Genomic DNA, 16,133 nt, shown 5'->3' on the forward strand with positions numbered 1-16,133 from the left:
CGCCGGTCTGACCGGGGAGCGGGGACCGGCAGGCAGAGAACGGAGATCGGAGATCGGGGAACGGGGAACGGGGAACGGGGAAGGGAGATCGGGGAACGGGGACGGACAGTGATCGTCCGGCCGCGTTCCCCGGCCCGGCCCAACTCCCGCTGAGACAGGGATAGTCGCAGGTCAGGACCGATTGTCAGTGGTCGCCTCTACGGTTTTCCCATGACGCGATCAACACAGGCCGTGACCTATCGTCGACCCTCCGCGCTGGAGTCATCGGCGGGCTCATCGCTGCTGGGACTGGAGACCTCGCGGGGTGCCACGCCCTCGGGCCCGCAGGACCATCCCCGGTTCTTCGCCGGGTTCCTGACGGCGCCACAGGTGGCGTCCGCCGGGCTGCTCGCGGTGGCGGACGTGGCGGCGGCCCGTTACTACCAGCGCCAGTTGCGGGCCTCGCTCGACCCGGTGGTGACGGGCAGCGGCGACCGGTTGAGGTTCGAGTCGTTCTCCGGCTGCGGCGGTGTGTACGCCCGCCTGGACGTGCTCGCGGAGGGCCTGGACGGCGACGAGGTCCGGCACGGCACGACCAATGTGGATGTGAACAATCCACTGCGCGAGGCGCTGTCCCGCATCGGCTGCGACGATCCGCTGCACCTGCGGGTGGGTCCGGAGGAGCTGGCGGTGACGACGCTCGACGGGCCCGTGGTGGAGAAGAAGGTGCCGCTGCCGGACCGCTGGCTGCGCGGTTTCGCCGAGGCCCAGGTCATAGCCGCCGGTTTCGAGCTGCGCGCCGAGCTGCCGGCCGCCGACGCGGTGCGGTTCCTGCGGTCGCTGCCGCGCAGTTCGGGCCGGGGAGCGCGCTGGGTGGTCCCGGCGGGCCGGAGCCTGCGGCCGACGACGCGCGCGGTGCCGGGCGCCGTCTGCCTGCCGGGCCCGGAGCGGCTCGTCGCGCTGCAGCGGGTGCTGCGGCACGCGACGGCGCTGCGGGTGTACGGGCCGGTGGCGGCGTCGGACGCGGCGGTGGCGAGCGCCTGGGAGGCGGTCCTGCCGGGGATGCGGCTCACGCTCACCCTCTCCCCCGATGCCGCGCGCGGCTTCTCCGGCGAGGGCGGGGTGCTGGAGTCGCTGGCCACGGACCAGGCGGCGGAGGACGCCGAGCTGATAGCGGTGCTGCTCGCCTGGGAGCCGCGGATCGACCTCGGCGATCTGGCGGCGGCGTCCGGGCTGCCGGTGGACCGGGTGCGGGCCGCGCTGGTGCGGCTCGGCACGTCGGGGCGGGTCGGGTACGACACGGCGGAGGCGGCGTACTTCCACCGCGAGCTGCCGTACGACGCCGGGCGGGTGGAGCGGCACAACCCGCGGCTGCGGGACGCCCGGGCCCTGGTGCGTGCGGGCGCGGTGGCGCTGGAGGGCGAGTTGGGCACGGTCACGGCGGACGACGGTCATGTGCACCGGGTCCGCGAGGACGGGGGGACGTTGAGTTGTACGTGCATGTGGTGGGCCAGGTATCGAGGTGGGCGCGGGCCCTGCAAGCACGCGCTCGCGGTCCGCATGGTGCGGCGCGGCGCGACGGCTCCGGGCGCGGCCGGCGCCGAGGCCACGACGATCACGGAGGGGGCGCGATGAGCCAGGACGTGCTGATGCGGGCGGTGCGCAAGGGTGATCTGGACCGGACGGCCGAGCTGCTCGACACCATGACGGACGCGGAGCGCCGCACCTGTCTGCCGGAGCTGAAGGCCCTGCGCAAGGAACTGCGCGCGGAGCCCTGGGGAGCCGGGGCGCGCGTGGCGTATCCGGCGCTCCAGATGGCCGGCGGCGCCTGCCACACGGGGGCCGCGGCGGCCGCGACCTGGCTGGGCGCCGCCGACTGGCGGTGGCAGCGCGGGGCGGCCCCGCAGGCGGTGCTGCACATGCTCGGCGACCGGGAGACGGAGTGGCTGGCCGACGTGGCGCACCGGCTCGCGGCCCTCCCGCAGTCGCGCGCTGTCCCGTACGAACTGATGGCGGGGCTGGTCGCCCTGTCCGGGTGCCCGGTGCCCACGACGGAGGCGTACGTCGTCGGCTGGGTGCTTCACGTCAACTCGGGGCGCAGGCCCGACCGTCCGCTGGCCGACCGGCTGCGGGCCGAGCCGCACGTGGGCGAGTTGACCGCGGCGCTGTTCGAGACGGACGACATCGGCAGCAGGCTCGACTGGTTCGACGCCGGCAGTCCTCACAGCTGGCCGCGCGGTCTCGCGACGCTCGCACAGGAGGGCGTCGTGGAGCGCAAGGCGCTGGTCGACGCCTGCGTGGCCCGGCTGTTGCGGGGCGGACGGCAGTCGGACACGCGCCTGTTCCTGATGGTGCTCGACGCGCTCGCACTGACCCGCGAGGAGGAGGGCGAGCGGATCGCGGACTGGGTGGCGCTGTGTGCGGACGGCGCGGCGCCGGTCGCGGCGCACGCGCAGAAGGTGCTCGGCGCGCTCGCCGCGGACGGCCGGGTGACGGCGCGCACGCTGGCCGACGTGTCGGCGGCGGTGCTGTTCCGTCCGGAGAAGAAGCTCGTGCGGGCGCAGCTCGTGCTGCTCGGCAAGGTCCTCAAGGGCGGTGCGGCGCAGGGGGATCCGTCGGTAGCGGACGAGCTGCTGCCCGCGGTGGGCGAGGCGTTCGGGCATCCGGACACGGAGGTGCAGGAGCGGGCCCTGAAGCTGGTGGCCCGGCACGTCGCGGCGACCGGCGCCGAGGCCCGGCGTCAACTGGCCTTGGCCGCCGATCAGTTGAGTGCCGGGCTGCGGCCCCGCGCGCAGGAGGTGCTGGGCGTCGTCCTGTCGGCCGAGGGCCCGTACGAGGCGGTGCTGCCGTCCGCGCCGGAGCCGTTCCGCCTCGCGCCCGCGCCGGATTCCGCCCAGGAGGTGGCCGAGGAGGTCGGCGCGATCCTCGCGTCGGGCGGGGACATGGCCGCGTTCGAGCGGACTCTGGACGGGCTGATGCGACACGCGTACCGCGACCGTGCAGCGCTGAAGGAGGCGTTGCTGCCGGCGGTGTCCCGGCGCTGGTGGTTCGACGCGGACCGGCAGGGCTACAGCCGGCAGTACTTCCGGGACGCGCCCTTCGGCCTGGAGGTCGTGGCGGCCGCCGCGGTGGACGCGGTGGACACGCGGACCCTGCACGAGGCGAAGGAGCACCCGGGCAATTCGGGCCGGCACCGGTTCAGCGATCTCGCGCTCCGCCGTTCCTACGACGCACGGTTGTGGGAGGCGGCGTACCGGATCCGCGCCGAGCCCGTGCCGTGCCTGCTGGCGACACCGACGTGGAGCTCCGGTTTCGTCGACCCCGACGACCTGGTGGCACGGCTCAGGGCCTATGCGGCCGCGGGGGCCCGCGCGGGACAGGCCGACCTCGCCCAGGCGCTGCTCCGCGTCGACCGCGGCAGCCCGCAGGCACCGGGCGCGGCGGTGGAGGCGGCGGCCCTCGGGACCACGGAGGGCGACCGGGTCGCGGCCTGGCTCGCCGCGCCGGAGCCGGCAGAGCCCGGCAGCGTGGAGCGCGCCCTCGACGTGCAGTTGCTCGTCGACGTGGAAGCGGTGCCGGAGCTGCGGGACGGGCTGCCCGAGCCGTTCAGCAAGCTCGGGGAGCCGCTGACCCGGGGCATGGACCGCGGGTACTGGTACGCGGAGTCCGGCACTCCGCAGGAGCACAGTCACTGGCTGGCGGCCCTCCCCGGACGGCGTGAGCTGGTGGCGGCCAGGCTGCTGCGCGAGGTGGCGCACTGCGCGGTGCTCGAAGTACGGGGCGCCGCCGCGTACCTGCCGTTGCTCGCCGAGGCCGAGGGGCCGGCGGGGAGCGCCGTCCGTCTGACGGTGGCCTACGGTCTCGCGGCCCGTCATCCGGAGGACCGGCTCGCCGGGGTGGACGCCCTGCTGATCCTCGCGGGCCGCGGGCAGTTGGACGCCGAGTTGCTCGGCGCGGCGACGGCCCGCGCCTGGGCGTTGGGCGGGCTCAAGACGACGCGGATCGCCGACTCGCTGGGGACGGCCGCGTCGACCGGCGCGTACGCCACGGTGCTCGCGGTGCTGCGCGGCCTGTTGCCCGCCCTGCTCGCGAGCAAGGAGAGTCCGGCCGGGCTGCGCGGCCTCGGTGACCTGCTCGGCATCGCGGCCGACTGCGCCGAGCGGACCGGGGCGCAGGGACGGATATCCGGCGTGGCGGAGGTGGCGGCGCGGAAGGGGTCGTCGCGGCTGGTGACGCAGGCGCGCCGGCTGCACACGGCACTCGGCTGACCCGGTCCCGCCCCGGCCGACCACTGCCTCCCTCAGCGGAACAATTCAGCCAAAACTGGCATAGGCACTCTTTACCCATCGGTCACAAACCGTTCGTGATCACGCAACACCGTTCCTTCACAGTGGATGCATGAGTCCAGACATGTCTGATGTGACGCGAGTGAAGCACGGCCGCCCGACCCACCACTGGCGCAGGGATCTGGTCGAACTGGCCGCCCTGTTCACGGCGGTGGCGGTGGCGGACGCAGTGGCGAACATGATCGGGCACGGGCCCGACGGACCGGCCCTGCTCGTGATCTCGGCGGTGGTCCTGGTCGCCACGGCCGGATTCCACGTGTGGTGGTCACGACGCCCGAGCCATGCGCCGCCGGTGGCGGATACCGGCGCCCGGCCGCTCGTCCTGGACCAGGACGGGACGGCGGCCGGGCGGCAGGGCGACGGGGCGGGGTCGGCCGGGGCGCCGCTCGACCCTTCGCAGAGCACGCTGTGGCGGATGCGGACGACGGTGCGGGACCAGCCGGGTTCACTGGCGTCGTTGTGCACGGCACTGGCCCGGCTGCGGGTCGACATCCTGAGCCTCCAGACGCATCCGCTGGCCGAGGGCACCGTGGACGAGTTCCTGCTGCGCGCGCCGCAGGAGGTGCCCGCCGCGGAGCTGTCCCGGGTGGTGGCCCGGGCGGGCGGCTCCGGCACCTGGATCGAGCGTGCGGACGCCCACGACCTGGTGGACGCCCCCACCCGGATCCTCGGCCTGGCCACGCGCACGGCGCTCGACGCGGCCGAACTGCCGCTGGCGCTGCGCCAGTTGCTGGGCAGGTGCACCATCAAGTCGCTGCCCGCGGTGTCCCCCGCGGCCGACGGCGGCGACGCCGCGCCGGTGGAGGGCGCCTTCGACGACACCGTCATGCGGCTGCGCACGCCGGAGGGCGGGGTGATCACGGTGGAGCGGCCGTACCTGCCGTTCACGCCGACCGAGTTCGCGCGCGCCCGCGCCCTGGTGGAGCTCGACTCGCGGCTGGGGCCGCGGGTGCCGGGCAGCCAGGACGTCCTGACGCTGCCCGAGGGGAACGAGATCACGGTGCGCCGCGCCGACGTCTCCGACGTGGCGGCGTCGAAGGCGATGCACGAGCGGTGCTCGCAGCGGACGTTGAGCATGCGCTACCACGGTCCGGTGCAGGACGCGGACCGCTATCTCAACCACCTGCTCAGCCCGCGGTTCGGCCGCACCGTCGCGGCCCAGACGGCCTCGGGCCGGATCGTCGCCCTCGGCCATCTGCTCTGGGACGGCGACGAGACCGAGATCGCGCTGCTCGTGGAGGACAGCTGGCAGCGCCGCGGCGTCGGCTCCGAACTGCTCGGCCGCCTCGTCGCGATGGCGATCGAGGCGGGCTGCGAGAGCGTGTACGCGGTGACGCAGGCGTCCAACACGGGCATGGTCGCGGCGATGCGCGGCCTCGGCCTGCCGCTCGACTACCAGATCGAGGAGGGCACGCTGGTGATCACGGCCCGGCTCGACGCTACGCCGGTGGTGTCACGGCCGGCTCCGGAGCAGGCCGAGCACCACTGACGCCGCTGAGCAGTTCCGGCGCCGCCTCCCGGCCCAGCGCCTGATCGAGGTCGGCCCAGAGGTCCTCGACGTCCTCCAGGCCGACGGACAGCCGCAGCAGCCGGTCGCTGACGCCCGCCGCCCGGCGGTCGTCGGCGGCCACGATGCGATGGCTGATCGAGGCCGGGTGCTGGATGAGCGAGTCGACGCTGCCGAGGCTGACCGCCGAGGTGATGAGACCGACCCCGGCAGTCACCGCGTGCGGGTCCCCCGCCACTTCGAAGGCGACCATGGCGCCGCCGATCCGCGGGTAGTGGACGCGCGTCACGCGCGGGTCGGCGGCGAGCCGCCGGGCGATCTCCGCCGCGGTCGCGGAGGCCGCGCGCACCCGTACGGGCAGGGTGGAGAGTCCGCGCAGCAGCAGGTAGCCGGCGAGCGGGTGCAGCACGCCGCCCGTCGCGAACCGCACCTTGCGCAGTTCCCGGGCGAACTCCTCGTCGCACGCCACCACACCACCGAGCACGTCGCCGTGTCCGCCCAGGTACTTCGTGGCGCTGTGCAGCACGAGCCGGGCACCGCTCTCCGCGGGCCGTTGCAGGACGGGCGTGGCGAAGGTGTTGTCGGCGAGCAGCGGCACGGAGCCGCTCGCGTGGGCGACGGCCCGCAGATCGACCTCGGCGAGCGTCGGGTTGGCCGGCGACTCCACCATCACCAGCCCGGTGTCGGCGCGGATCGCGTCGGCGATGCCGGCCGGGTCCACCCAGGTCACCTCAGAGCCGAGGGCTCCCGCCGTCAGCAGGTGGTCGCTGCATCCGTACAGCGGGCGGACCGCGACGACGTGGCGCAGGCCGGCGCCGAGCCGGACGAGGAGGACCGCGGTCAGGGCCGCCATGCCGCTCGCGAAGGCGACGGCGCTCTCGGTGCCTTCGAGCCGGGCGAGCGCCGTCTCGAAGCGGGCCACGGTCGGATTGCCGAGACGGCCGTAGACGGGCGGGCCGTCGTCGAGGACGCCGTCGGCGGCGAACGCGTCGATGCGGGCGGCCTCCGCGCGGCTGTCGGCGGACGGGTAGGTGGTGGACAGGTCGATGGGCGGGGCGTGCAGGCCGAGGGCGGCGAGATCGTCGCGGCCCGCGTGCACGGCTTCGGTGGCGAGGGCCCGGGGGCGCGGGTGGGTCCCGGGGTGCGGCACGTCCTCGTAGATGTCCATGCACAGCATGCTGAACATCGGGCGGGGTCGCCGGATCAACTCCCGTGCTACGTTCGCCAAATGGCCGATTCCGTCGTACTCGATCCGGTCGATCTCGAGATCTTGAGGCTGCTGCAGAACGATGCCCGTACCACCTACCGGGATCTGGCCGCGCAGGTCGGGGTCGCGGCGTCGACCTGTCTGGACCGGGTCGCCCGGCTGCGTCGCTCCGGGGTGATCCTCGGGCACGTGCTGCGACTCGACCCGGCGCGCCTGGGCCGCGGGCTGCAGGCGCTGCTGTCCGTGCAGGTCCGCCCGCACCGCAGGGAGCTCGTGGGTCCGTTCGTGGAGCGGATCCGGGCGCTGCCCGAGGCACGCACCGTCTTCCACCTCACGGGCCCCGACGACTACCTGGTGCTCGTGGCCGTGCGGGACATGACGGACCTGCAGCGTCTGGTGCTCGACGAGTTCACCTCGCAGCGCGAGGTGGCGCGGGTCGAGACCCGGTTGATCTTCCAGCAGTGGGAGTGCGGACCCCTGCTGCCGCCGGGCGCGCCACAGGTCCCGGGACCGGCCGGCAGCTCCGCGGATTCCAGGGACAATCTTGGTGGCGCGGCCCTCTGACTCGTACGAGGATGAACCGCATGTCAGCCATCCCTCACGCTCAACTGCCCCGGCAGGTCGCCGACGCGTACGTCGACGCCCTGGTCGCCCTCGACCCCGTCCACGGGACGTACCTCGGTGTGCCCGAGGCACACAGCAAACTGCCCGACCTCTCGCCCGCCGGTGTCGCGGCCGTCGCCGACCTGGCGCGGCGGACGCTGGCGCGCCTGGACGAGGCGGAGCGGCTGCCGGGTGCCGACAGCGACGCCGAGCGGCGCTGCGCCCGGCTGCTGCGCGAGCGGCTGACGGCGGAACTCGCCGTGCACGACGCGGAGGAGCCGCTGCGCGCCGTCGGCAACCTGGGCTCGCCGGTGCACCACGTCCGTGAGGTGTTCACGGTCACCCCGGCCGAGACCGACGAGGACTGGGCGGCGATCGCCGAGCGGCTGCGGGCGGTACCGGCGGCGTTCGAGGGGTACCGCGAGACGCTGGCCCTCGGTCTCGAGCGGAAGCTGTACGGCGGTCCCCGCCCGACGGCGACGGTGCTCGGGCAGCTCACCGAGTGGGCGGGTGACGGGCGGGGCTGGTTCGAGGACTTCGCGTCGGCCGGGCCCGAGGCGCTGCGCGACGAGCTGACCTCGGCGGCGCGCGCCGCGGACGGCGCGGTCGTCGCCCTGCGCGACTGGATGCGCGACGTGTACGCGCCCGCGATCGAGGGCGCCCCTGACGTCGTGGGCCGCGAGCGGTACGCGCGCTGGTCGCGCTACTACAACGGCACGGACCTCGATCTCGACGAGGCGTACGCGTACGGGTGGAGCGAGTTCCACCGGCTGCTCGCCGAGATGCGGGTGGAGGCGGAGAAGATCCTGCCCGGCGCCGCGACGCCGTGGGTGGCGCTCGCGCACCTCGACGAGCACGGCCGGCACATCGAGGGCGTCGACGAGGTCCGGCAGTGGCTGCAGCAGGTGATGGACGAGGCCATCGAGGCGCTCGACGGCACCCACTTCGAACTCGCCGACCGGGTACGGAAGGTGGAGTCGTGCATCGCGCCGCCCGGCAGCGCGGCCGCGCCGTACTACACGCCGCCGTCGGAGGACTTCTCCCGCCCCGGCCGCACCTGGCTGCCGACGATGGGGCAGACCCGCTTCCCCGTCTACGACCTGCTGTCCACCTGGTACCACGAGGGCGTGCCCGGTCACCACTTGCAGCTGGCGCAGTGGGCGCACGTCGCCGGTGACCTCTCCCGCTACCAGGCGACGATCGGCGGGGTCTCGGCGAACGCGGAGGGCTGGGCGCTGTACGCGGAGCGGCTGATGGACGAACTCGGCTTCCTCACCGACGCGGAGACCCGGATCGGGTACCTGGACGCGCAGATGATGCGGGCCACCCGCGTCATCGTCGACATCGGCATGCACCTGGAGCTGGAGATCCCGGCGGACTCGCCGTTCCACCCCGGGGAGCGGTGGACGCCGGACCTGGCGCAGGAGTTCTTCGGCGCGCACAGCAGCCGTCCCGCGGACTTCGTGGAGAGCGAGCTGACCCGCTACCTGTCGATCCCCGGCCAGGCGATCGGCTACAAGCTGGGCGAGCGGGCGTGGCTGCTGGGCCGGGCCAACGCGCAGGCGGCGCACGGCGATTCCTTCGACGCGAAGGCGTGGCACATGGCGGCGCTGTCGCAGGGGTCGCTCGGTCTCGACGACCTGGTGGACGAGCTGTCCAAGCTGTAGGTGGGCGGCGCCGGGAAATCCCCTCGGCCGTCGATCGCCGAGGGGATTCAATGGCTCCATGACCGCACGCACGCTCTTCCTCCAGCCCCGCCACACGGCCACCGGCCGGGCCCTCGCCGACGCGGCCCGTCGGCGGGGGCTGCGGGTGGAGACGTTCCAGGACCGGCGCACGCCGGCCGCCTGGCGCGCGCACCCGGGTGCGGCGCTGTACGCGGGGCCGCAGTTCGCGGACGCGGTGGCCGGGGAGCTCGGGCTCGGCCTGCTGGAGGCGGCGCCCGGCTGGCTGGCCGCGCTGCCCCGTGAACTCACCGGTCGGGACGTCGAGTTGACGACGGTCGCGCAGGCACGGCGGCTGCGGCGGCCCGCGTTCGTGAAGCCGCCGAACGACAAGAGCTTCCCGGCGCGGGTCTACCCGGACGGCAGCCGGCTGCCGAGGCCTGACGCGGTGGACGACGGCACACCGGTGCTGGTCAGCGACATCGTGGCGTTCGAGGTGGAGTACCGGCTGTTCCTGCTGGACGGCGCCGTGCACGCCGGGAGCCGGTACGGGCGCCGGGGCGCGCTCGACGTGGCTCCGCTCGACGACGACGCCTCGCGCGACGAGGTGCTGGCGTTCGCCGCGCGGCTGCCCGCCACGGGTCTGCCCAGCGCGATCGTGGTCGACGTGGGACGCCTGACGCCGGACGGCACGTTCGCGGTGATCGAGGCCAACGCGGCCTGGGCGAGCGGGCATTACGCCTGCGACGTGGACGCCGCGCTCGACGTGGTGCTGCGGGCGGCACGGCCGGTGGACTCCGTCGGCCACCGGGACGTGCGGTTCCTGCGCGCTGCGTCGCGCGCGAGCTGAGCGGCCGGTTCGCCAGCCGCGTCCGGCCGGGGCAACAGCCCCATCGCGATCGGCCGGGCCAGCAGCCCCATCGCGACCGGCCGGGTCAGCAGCCGCAGTCGTCGGCGTCGATCGGCGCGGTCAGCGGGTCGGCGTCCTTGCGCGCGGGACCCTCCCACGTCTCGTACGCGAAGCCCTCACGGGCCCAGTACTCGAAGCCGCCGAGCATCTCCTTGACCTGGAAGCCGAGTTGGGCGAGGGCGAGGGCGGCGCGGGTGGCGCCGTTGCAGCCGGGGCCCCAGCAGTACGTGACGACGGGCACCGACTTGTCGAGGAGCTGCTCGGCCTGCTCGGGGATGAGCGCGGTCGGCAGGTGGACCGCGCCCGGGACGTGGCCCTGGTCCCAGGACTCGGTGGAGCGGGAGTCGAGGAGGACGAAGCCGGGGTCGCCGTCGGCGGCGAGCGCGGCGGCGACGTCGGAGACGTCGGCGTGGAAGGCGAGGCTCGCGCCGAAGTACGCGGCCGCGGCGGCGGGCGAGGCCGGGGCGACCCGCAGCACCGGATTCGCGGTCGCGGTCGTGGGGGCGGCGGGGGTGGGGGTGGTGTCGGTCGCGGTCATCGCAGTCTCCTCCGTCGGGTCGGTGATCGGTCGTCGGTGGTCATGGGTGGCGGGGGGCGGGGGCCGCGGCCTGGCCGGTCGCGTCTCCTTCCCCCTGACCAGAAATCTACGGCGCACGATCACTCCGCTGAAGTGCCGATCCCCGGCATCCCTCTTGATCCGCCGGGGAAATCCCTGCTATTCATCTGCGATGACCGCCGATTCCACACCCACTGCCGCGTACGTCCCGGACGCCACCGACTGGCGCATCCTCGAGGTCCTCCAGAGCGAGGGCCGGGCCAGCTACGCCGAGCTGGCCCGGGCCGTGTCGATGTCGGCGAGCGCCGTCACCGAGCGCGTGCGCCGGCTGGAGGAGGCCGGGGTGATCGCCGGGTACGCGGCGGTCGTCGTGCCGGAGCGGCTGGGGATGCCGATCCTGGCGTTCGTCCGGCTGCGCTACCCGAACGGGAACTACAAGCCGTTCCACGACCTCGTCGAGGTGACGCCGGAGATCCTGGAGGCGCATCACGTCACGGGCGACGACTGCTTCGTGATCAAGGTCGCGGCGCGCTCGATGGGACACCTGGAGGAGGTCTCCGGCAAGATCGGCGCGCTGGGGTCGGTGACGACGAGCGTCGTGTACTCGTCACCGCTGCCGCGCCGGGCCATCGGGCACTGACATCGGGCACTGACACGGCACGAGAGACTCCCGGTCGCCCTGCCGCTCTGTCGCCCGGTGAGTCGAGCACCCGGTCACGGGGTCCGCCGGTCACCCCGGCGCCCGGTTCAGGCGGTCGCCCGGCCGTCCGGGCCGACCCGGTGGCGCTCCCCCCACGCGCGCCGTGTCGCCGCGTCGGCCGTCACCAGCGCCGGCGCGTCGAGCACCCCGCGGCGTGCCCCGCCGCCGGGCCCCTCACGCCTCACCCGTCCCCCGTCACCCGCTGCCGCACCACCGAGCCCTCCCGGCCCTTCACGACTTCCAGCTGGGCGTGGACGCGGCGGCGCAGGTCGCCGACGTGGCTGACGATGCCGACGCTGCGGTCCCGCTCGCGCAGGGCGTCGAGGACGTCGAGGACGTCGTCGAGGGTCTGGTCGTCGAGGCTGCCGAAGCCCTCGTCGATGAAGAGGGTGTCGAGCCGGACGCCGCCCGCCTCGTCGGTGACGACGTCCGCGAGGCCGAGGGCGAGGGCCAGCGACGCGAAGAACGTCTCGCCGCCGGAGAGCGTCGCCGTGTCCCGCTCGCGGCCCGTCCACGCGTCGACGACGTGCAGGCCGAGGCCCGAACGGCCGCGCCCGGCGAGCGAGTCGGAGTGCACCAGCGTGTAGCGCCCGGAGGACATGCGGCGCAGCCGGGCGGTCGCCGCTGCCGCCACCTGTTCCAGCCGGGCGGCGAGGACGTACGACTCCAGGCGCATCTTGCGTTCGTTGTCGGCGGAGGTGCCGGCCGCGAGGGCGGCGAGGCGGGCGACCCGGTTGTACGTCGTGCGCAGCGGTCCCAGGCGGCGGGCCTCGGTGGCGGCGCGGCGGGAGAGCCGGTCGAGTTCGGTGCAGCGCCGGGACGCCGCGTCGCGCGCCGAACCGGCCCGGCGCACCCGCGTGTCGGCGGCCTCGGCGGCGGCGTGGGCCGCGGCCACGTCGGCCTCGGGTGCGCGGGCGGCCTCGGCGGTGTCCTCCTCGGCGAGCACGGCCCGGACCGCGGCCTCCTCGGACTGCCGCTGGTCCAGGCGGTGCTGGAGCTGCCGGTGCGCGTCGTCGTCGAGCAGCGCGGCGGCCGCGGCCTCCGGCGTGTCGAACCCGGCTCTGAAGGCGGCGTCGGCGAGTCGCGCGTCCGCGTCCTTGAGGCGCTGCGCGGTGTCCTCGACGGCGCGGGCCGCGTCGGCGGCGGCGGTGAGCAGGGCGGTCCTGCGCTCCAGCTGGGCCGCCCGCTCCTCGACGCTGCCCGCGGCGCCCCGCGCGTGCGCCAACTCGCCTTCGAGCGCCGTCTGTTCACGGTCTAGGGCTTCGCGCAGCGAGGCTCGGGCGGCGGCTCGGGTGGCCGCGTCCTGGCGGGCGGTGAGCCGGCGCTCGTGCTCGCCCTCGGCGCGGGCGAACGCCTCCCGGGCCGCGTGCAGCGTGGACGCCTCCTCGCGTGCCTCGGCGTGTCGCGCCTGCAACGCGCGGGCCGCGTCGGCGAGTTGCCCCGCCTCCCCGTCGCCGGCGGCGGTCCGTGCCGCCGCCAGCTCCTCCCGTACGGCACCGAGCTCGCGCTCGGCCCTGGTGCGCCGGTCGTCGGCGGTGCGGTGGGCGGCGAGCGCGGCCTCCTCGGCCGCTCGGTCCACGTGTCCGGCCGACTTCCGCTGCGGCGCGGGGTGTTCGGTGGCGCCGCACACGGTGCACGGTGCGCCGTCGACGAGGCCCTCGGCGAGTTCGGCGGCGATGCCGCGCAGCCGCTGCTCCTTCAGGCCGAGCCAGTGCTCGTGGGCGCGCGCCGCGTCCTCGCGGGCGGTCAGCGCCTCGGCGCCCGCTGCGTCGGCGCGGGCCGCGAGGCGGTCGCGCTCGACGGCGGCGCGGGCCTGCCGGAGTGCCGGTTCCAGCTGTCCGGCGAGGTGCTCGGCGCGGGTCGTGGCGTCCTGCGCGCCGTCGACGCGGGCCTGGAGCTCGGCGCGGCGGGTGTCCCACTGGGTGAGCCACTGCTCGGCCTCGTCGAGCAGGTCGGTGTCGGCCCGCTCCTCCCGGTCGAGTCCGGTGCGCTCCTGCGCGAGTCCGGCGAGCCGCCGCTCGGCGCGGCGCGCCGCGTCCAGGCCGCCGAGTTCCTGGGCGGTGCGTCGCGCGGCGTCCGCGAGGACACCCGGTCCGGCCTCGGCGAGTGCCTCCGGCACGGATGCGCCTGCGGTGTCCGCGTCGCCCGCGGCACCGCCGGCGCCGTCGGCACCGAAGCCCGGGGCGTCCGCGCGCACCTCGCCGAAGAGCGTCGCCTCGGGTGAGCCCGCCGTCGCCGCACCGGCACCGTCCGCCCCGCTCCCGGCGGTCGTGCCCGCGCCGGCACCGTCCGCCCCGCTCCCCGCGGTCACACCCGCACCGGCTTCGTCGCCCAACTCGACCCGCAGTTCGCCCCGGGTCCGGCGCTCCTCCCCCAGCGCCCCCCGGTGCTCCCGCTCCGCCGCGTCCCGCAGGGCGAGCGCGGGGGCGACCGTCTCGGCCTTCCTGGACCGGTCCATCCGTTCCTGGAGCGCCCGGTGTTCCCCGGCGCCCTCCTCCAGAGCCGTGGCGCGGGCCCGGGCCTGCGCGTACCGGCGCTGCAGCCGGTGCGTCTCCGTCGCCTCGGCGAGCTCGCGCTGCGCCGCCACGCGCGCCGACTCGGCGGCGACCAGGGCGAGATGGGTGTGCGTGAAGTGTTCGCGGGCGGTGGAGCGGGCGGTCGCGGCCCAGCCGAGGACGGCGTCCGCGAGTCCCGGGTCGCCGGGCGACGCGTCGACCGGCGGCAGTTCGACGAGGCCGTCCGCAGCCTGCTGCATGCGGTGCGCGTCGGCGAGCAGCTCGGCGTCCCCCGCGGTCACCTGCTTCTCCGCGGCCCGCCGGTCCTCGGCGAGGCGCTGCTCGACGGCGGCGAACCGGCGGGTGTCGAAGAGCCGGCCGAGAAGCTTGCCGCGGGCCTCGGCGTCGGCGCGCAGGAACCGGGCGAAGTCGCCCTGCGGCAACAGCACCACCTGGCAGAACTGGTCCTTGCTCATGCCGAGCAGCTGGGTGATCTCCTCGCCGATCTCCTGGTGGGAGCGGCTGAGGTCCTTCCAGGCCCCGGCCTCGGCGTCGTACTCGCGCAGCCAGCTCTGGGCCTTCTCCGTGGTCGTGCCGGAACCGCGCTTCTTGGGACGGGCGAACGGCGGCTGCCGGGTCAGCTCCAGGCGGCGGCCCGCGACGGTCAGGTCGAGCACGACCTCGGTGCGCACGCCGGGCTCGGCGTGGTCGCTGCGCAGGTGCTGGCCCTGGCCGCCGGACTGGCGGGCGCCGGGCACGGTCCCGTACAGGGCGAAGCAGACCGCGTCGAGGACGGACGTCTTGCCCGCGCCGGTCGGGCCGTGCAGCAGGAAGAGTCCCTCGGACGACAGCGCGTCGAAGTCGATCTCCTGCGCCCCGCCGAACGGTCCGAACGCGGTGATCCGGAGTGTGTGCAACCTCACCGGGCGACCTCGCGCACCACGTCGTCGGTGCGCACGGCGTCGAAGGCGGCGCGCAGCACCGCCCGCTCGTGCTCGTCGGGCCCGGCGCCCCGGACATGGGTCACGAAGTCCTCCGCGATCTCGTGGTCATCGCGCCCCTTGAGGCGCTCCGCGTAGCTGGCGTCCGGCTCGGTCTCGGTCCTGCGCGGCTCGAAGAGCAGGCTGAGGGTGTGCGGGAAGCGGTCGGTGAGCCGGGCCATCGGGTCGTCGGGCCGGACGGCGTCGGTGAGGGTGGCCTCGACCCAGGACTCCTCGTGCGCGGCGAGGTCCGGGTCGGCGATGAGGTCGTCGAGATCGCCGCGGATCCGGGCGAGGGGCCGTGGCACGGGGCAGTCGATCCGCTCGGCGGTCACCGCCCCCTCGGCGTCGAGGTCGATCAGCCACATGCTCTTGCGGTGGTCGGTCTCGGAGAAGGAGTACGGCAGCGGCGAGCCGGAGTAGCGGACGCGCTCGGAGATGACCTGGCTGCCGTGCAGATGGCCGAGCGCGACGTAGTCGACGCCGTCGAAGACGCCCGCGGGGACGGCGGCGACGCCGCCCACGGTGATGTCGCGCTCGCTGTCGCTGGGGGCGCCGCCGGTCACGAAGGCGTGGGCGAGGACCACGGACCGGGTGCCCGCCGGGCGCTCGGCGAGGTCGGCGCGGACCCGGTCCATGGCCGCGCCGATGACCTGCTCGTGTCCGGCCTTGGCGACGCCGAGCTCGTCCTTCACCAGGGCCGGTTCGAGGTAGGGCAGCCCGTACAGCGCCACGTCCCCGTGCGGATCGGTCAGCACCACGGGCTCGCCGCTGCGGGCCGGCTCGGTGCGCAGGTGGATGCCTGCCCGGCCGATGAGTCCGGCGCCGACGCCGAGGCGGCGGGCCGAGTCGTGGTTCCCGGAGATCATCACCGTGGGCACGCCGAGCTCGGCGAGGCGGTGCAGCGCGTCGTCGTACAGCTCCACGGCGGCGAGCGGCGGGACCGCCCGGTCGTACACGTCCCCCGACACGACCACCGCGTCCACCGCGCGCTCGCGCGCGGTGGTGACGAGGTGGCCGATGAAGGCGGCCTGGGCGTCGAGCATGTTCACGCGGTGGAACGCGCGCCCCAGATGCCAGTCGGACGTGTGCAGCAGTCTCATGGCACACGAGGCTAACCGCTGGGTCGGACATCACGGCCGGAACGCCCGAACCGGCCGGACCTGCCACAACGTCCGCCCCCGCC

General features: G+C 75.0%; 11 protein-coding genes. 7 read left to right on the forward strand and 4 right to left on the reverse strand.

Features of this window, described 5'->3' with window-relative positions:
* Positions 1–210 precede the first annotated feature (210 nt).
* From RBJ77_RS00820 to RBJ77_RS00830, 3 genes are all read left to right on the forward strand, one after another.
* Positions 211–1,614 (forward strand): SWIM zinc finger family protein, encoded by a 1,404-nt coding sequence (locus RBJ77_RS00820; RefSeq protein ID WP_372343164.1) that lies wholly within the window; start codon positions 211–213, stop codon positions 1,612–1,614.
* The gene (locus tag RBJ77_RS00825) at positions 1,611–4,247 is read left to right on the forward strand and encodes a DUF6493 family protein (protein WP_372343165.1); all 2,637 of its coding nucleotides are present in this window, start codon (positions 1,611–1,613) and stop codon (positions 4,245–4,247) included. The genes RBJ77_RS00820 and RBJ77_RS00825 overlap by 4 nt, the downstream gene beginning before the upstream one ends.
* A 142-nt stretch (positions 4,248–4,389) precedes the next feature.
* Positions 4,390–5,814 carry a GNAT family N-acetyltransferase gene (locus RBJ77_RS00830; RefSeq protein ID WP_372343166.1) on the forward strand — a complete coding sequence of 475 codons (1,425 nt, stop codon included), beginning with the start codon at positions 4,390–4,392 and terminating at the stop codon, positions 5,812–5,814.
* On the opposite strand, the gene RBJ77_RS00835 is transcribed toward RBJ77_RS00830, so the two are convergent.
* Complete coding sequence (locus RBJ77_RS00835; RefSeq protein ID WP_372343167.1) at positions 5,765–7,000, reverse strand: PLP-dependent aspartate aminotransferase family protein; 1,236 nt, start codon at positions 6,998–7,000, stop codon at positions 5,765–5,767. The genes RBJ77_RS00830 and RBJ77_RS00835 overlap by 50 nt on opposite strands.
* A gap of 60 nt (positions 7,001–7,060) precedes the next feature.
* Here RBJ77_RS00835 and RBJ77_RS00840 point away from each other — a divergent pair, with 60 nt between their 5' ends.
* Genes RBJ77_RS00840 through RBJ77_RS00850 form a run of 3 tightly spaced genes read left to right on the forward strand, consistent with a single transcriptional unit; the run spans position 7,061 to position 10,156 of the window.
* A complete protein-coding gene (locus tag RBJ77_RS00840) occupies positions 7,061–7,603 on the forward strand; it encodes an Lrp/AsnC family transcriptional regulator (protein ID WP_372343168.1) in 543 nt (180 codons plus the stop codon).
* Positions 7,604–7,614: 11 nt separating this feature from the next.
* The gene (locus tag RBJ77_RS00845) at positions 7,615–9,309 is read left to right on the forward strand and encodes a DUF885 domain-containing protein (RefSeq protein ID WP_372343169.1); all 1,695 of its coding nucleotides are present in this window, start codon (positions 7,615–7,617) and stop codon (positions 9,307–9,309) included.
* Positions 9,310–9,367: 58 nt separating this feature from the next.
* Positions 9,368–10,156, forward strand: coding sequence for an ATP-grasp domain-containing protein (locus RBJ77_RS00850; RefSeq protein ID WP_372343170.1), 789 nt, complete (start codon positions 9,368–9,370; stop codon positions 10,154–10,156).
* Positions 10,157–10,241: 85 nt separating this feature from the next.
* On the opposite strand, the gene RBJ77_RS00855 is transcribed toward RBJ77_RS00850, so the two are convergent.
* Entirely contained in the window at positions 10,242–10,754 is a 513-nt protein-coding gene (locus RBJ77_RS00855) for a rhodanese-like domain-containing protein (RefSeq protein WP_372343171.1), read from the reverse strand.
* Between the two features lie 190 nt (positions 10,755–10,944).
* On the opposite strand from RBJ77_RS00855, the gene RBJ77_RS00860 reads away from it, so the two are divergent.
* Complete coding sequence (locus RBJ77_RS00860) at positions 10,945–11,412, forward strand: Lrp/AsnC family transcriptional regulator (RefSeq protein WP_372343172.1); 468 nt, start codon at positions 10,945–10,947, stop codon at positions 11,410–11,412.
* Positions 11,413–11,653: 241 nt separating this feature from the next.
* Here RBJ77_RS00860 and RBJ77_RS00865 read toward each other — a convergent pair whose 3' ends face one another.
* Together RBJ77_RS00865 and RBJ77_RS00870 are read right to left on the reverse strand one after the other, a co-directional pair.
* Positions 11,654–14,890, reverse strand: a complete 3,237-nt coding sequence (locus tag RBJ77_RS00865; protein WP_372343173.1) for an AAA family ATPase — start codon at positions 14,888–14,890, stop codon at positions 11,654–11,656.
* Positions 14,887–16,050 (reverse strand): exonuclease SbcCD subunit D, encoded by a 1,164-nt coding sequence (locus RBJ77_RS00870; protein WP_372343174.1) that lies wholly within the window; start codon positions 16,048–16,050, stop codon positions 14,887–14,889. The genes RBJ77_RS00865 and RBJ77_RS00870 overlap by 4 nt, the downstream gene beginning before the upstream one ends.
* Positions 16,051–16,133 lie beyond the last annotated feature (83 nt).

Origin of the sequence: Streptomyces sp. KL116D, assembly GCF_030766975.1 — a bacterium.
Lineage (GTDB): Bacteria > Actinomycetota > Actinomycetes > Streptomycetales > Streptomycetaceae > Streptomyces > Streptomyces longispororuber_A.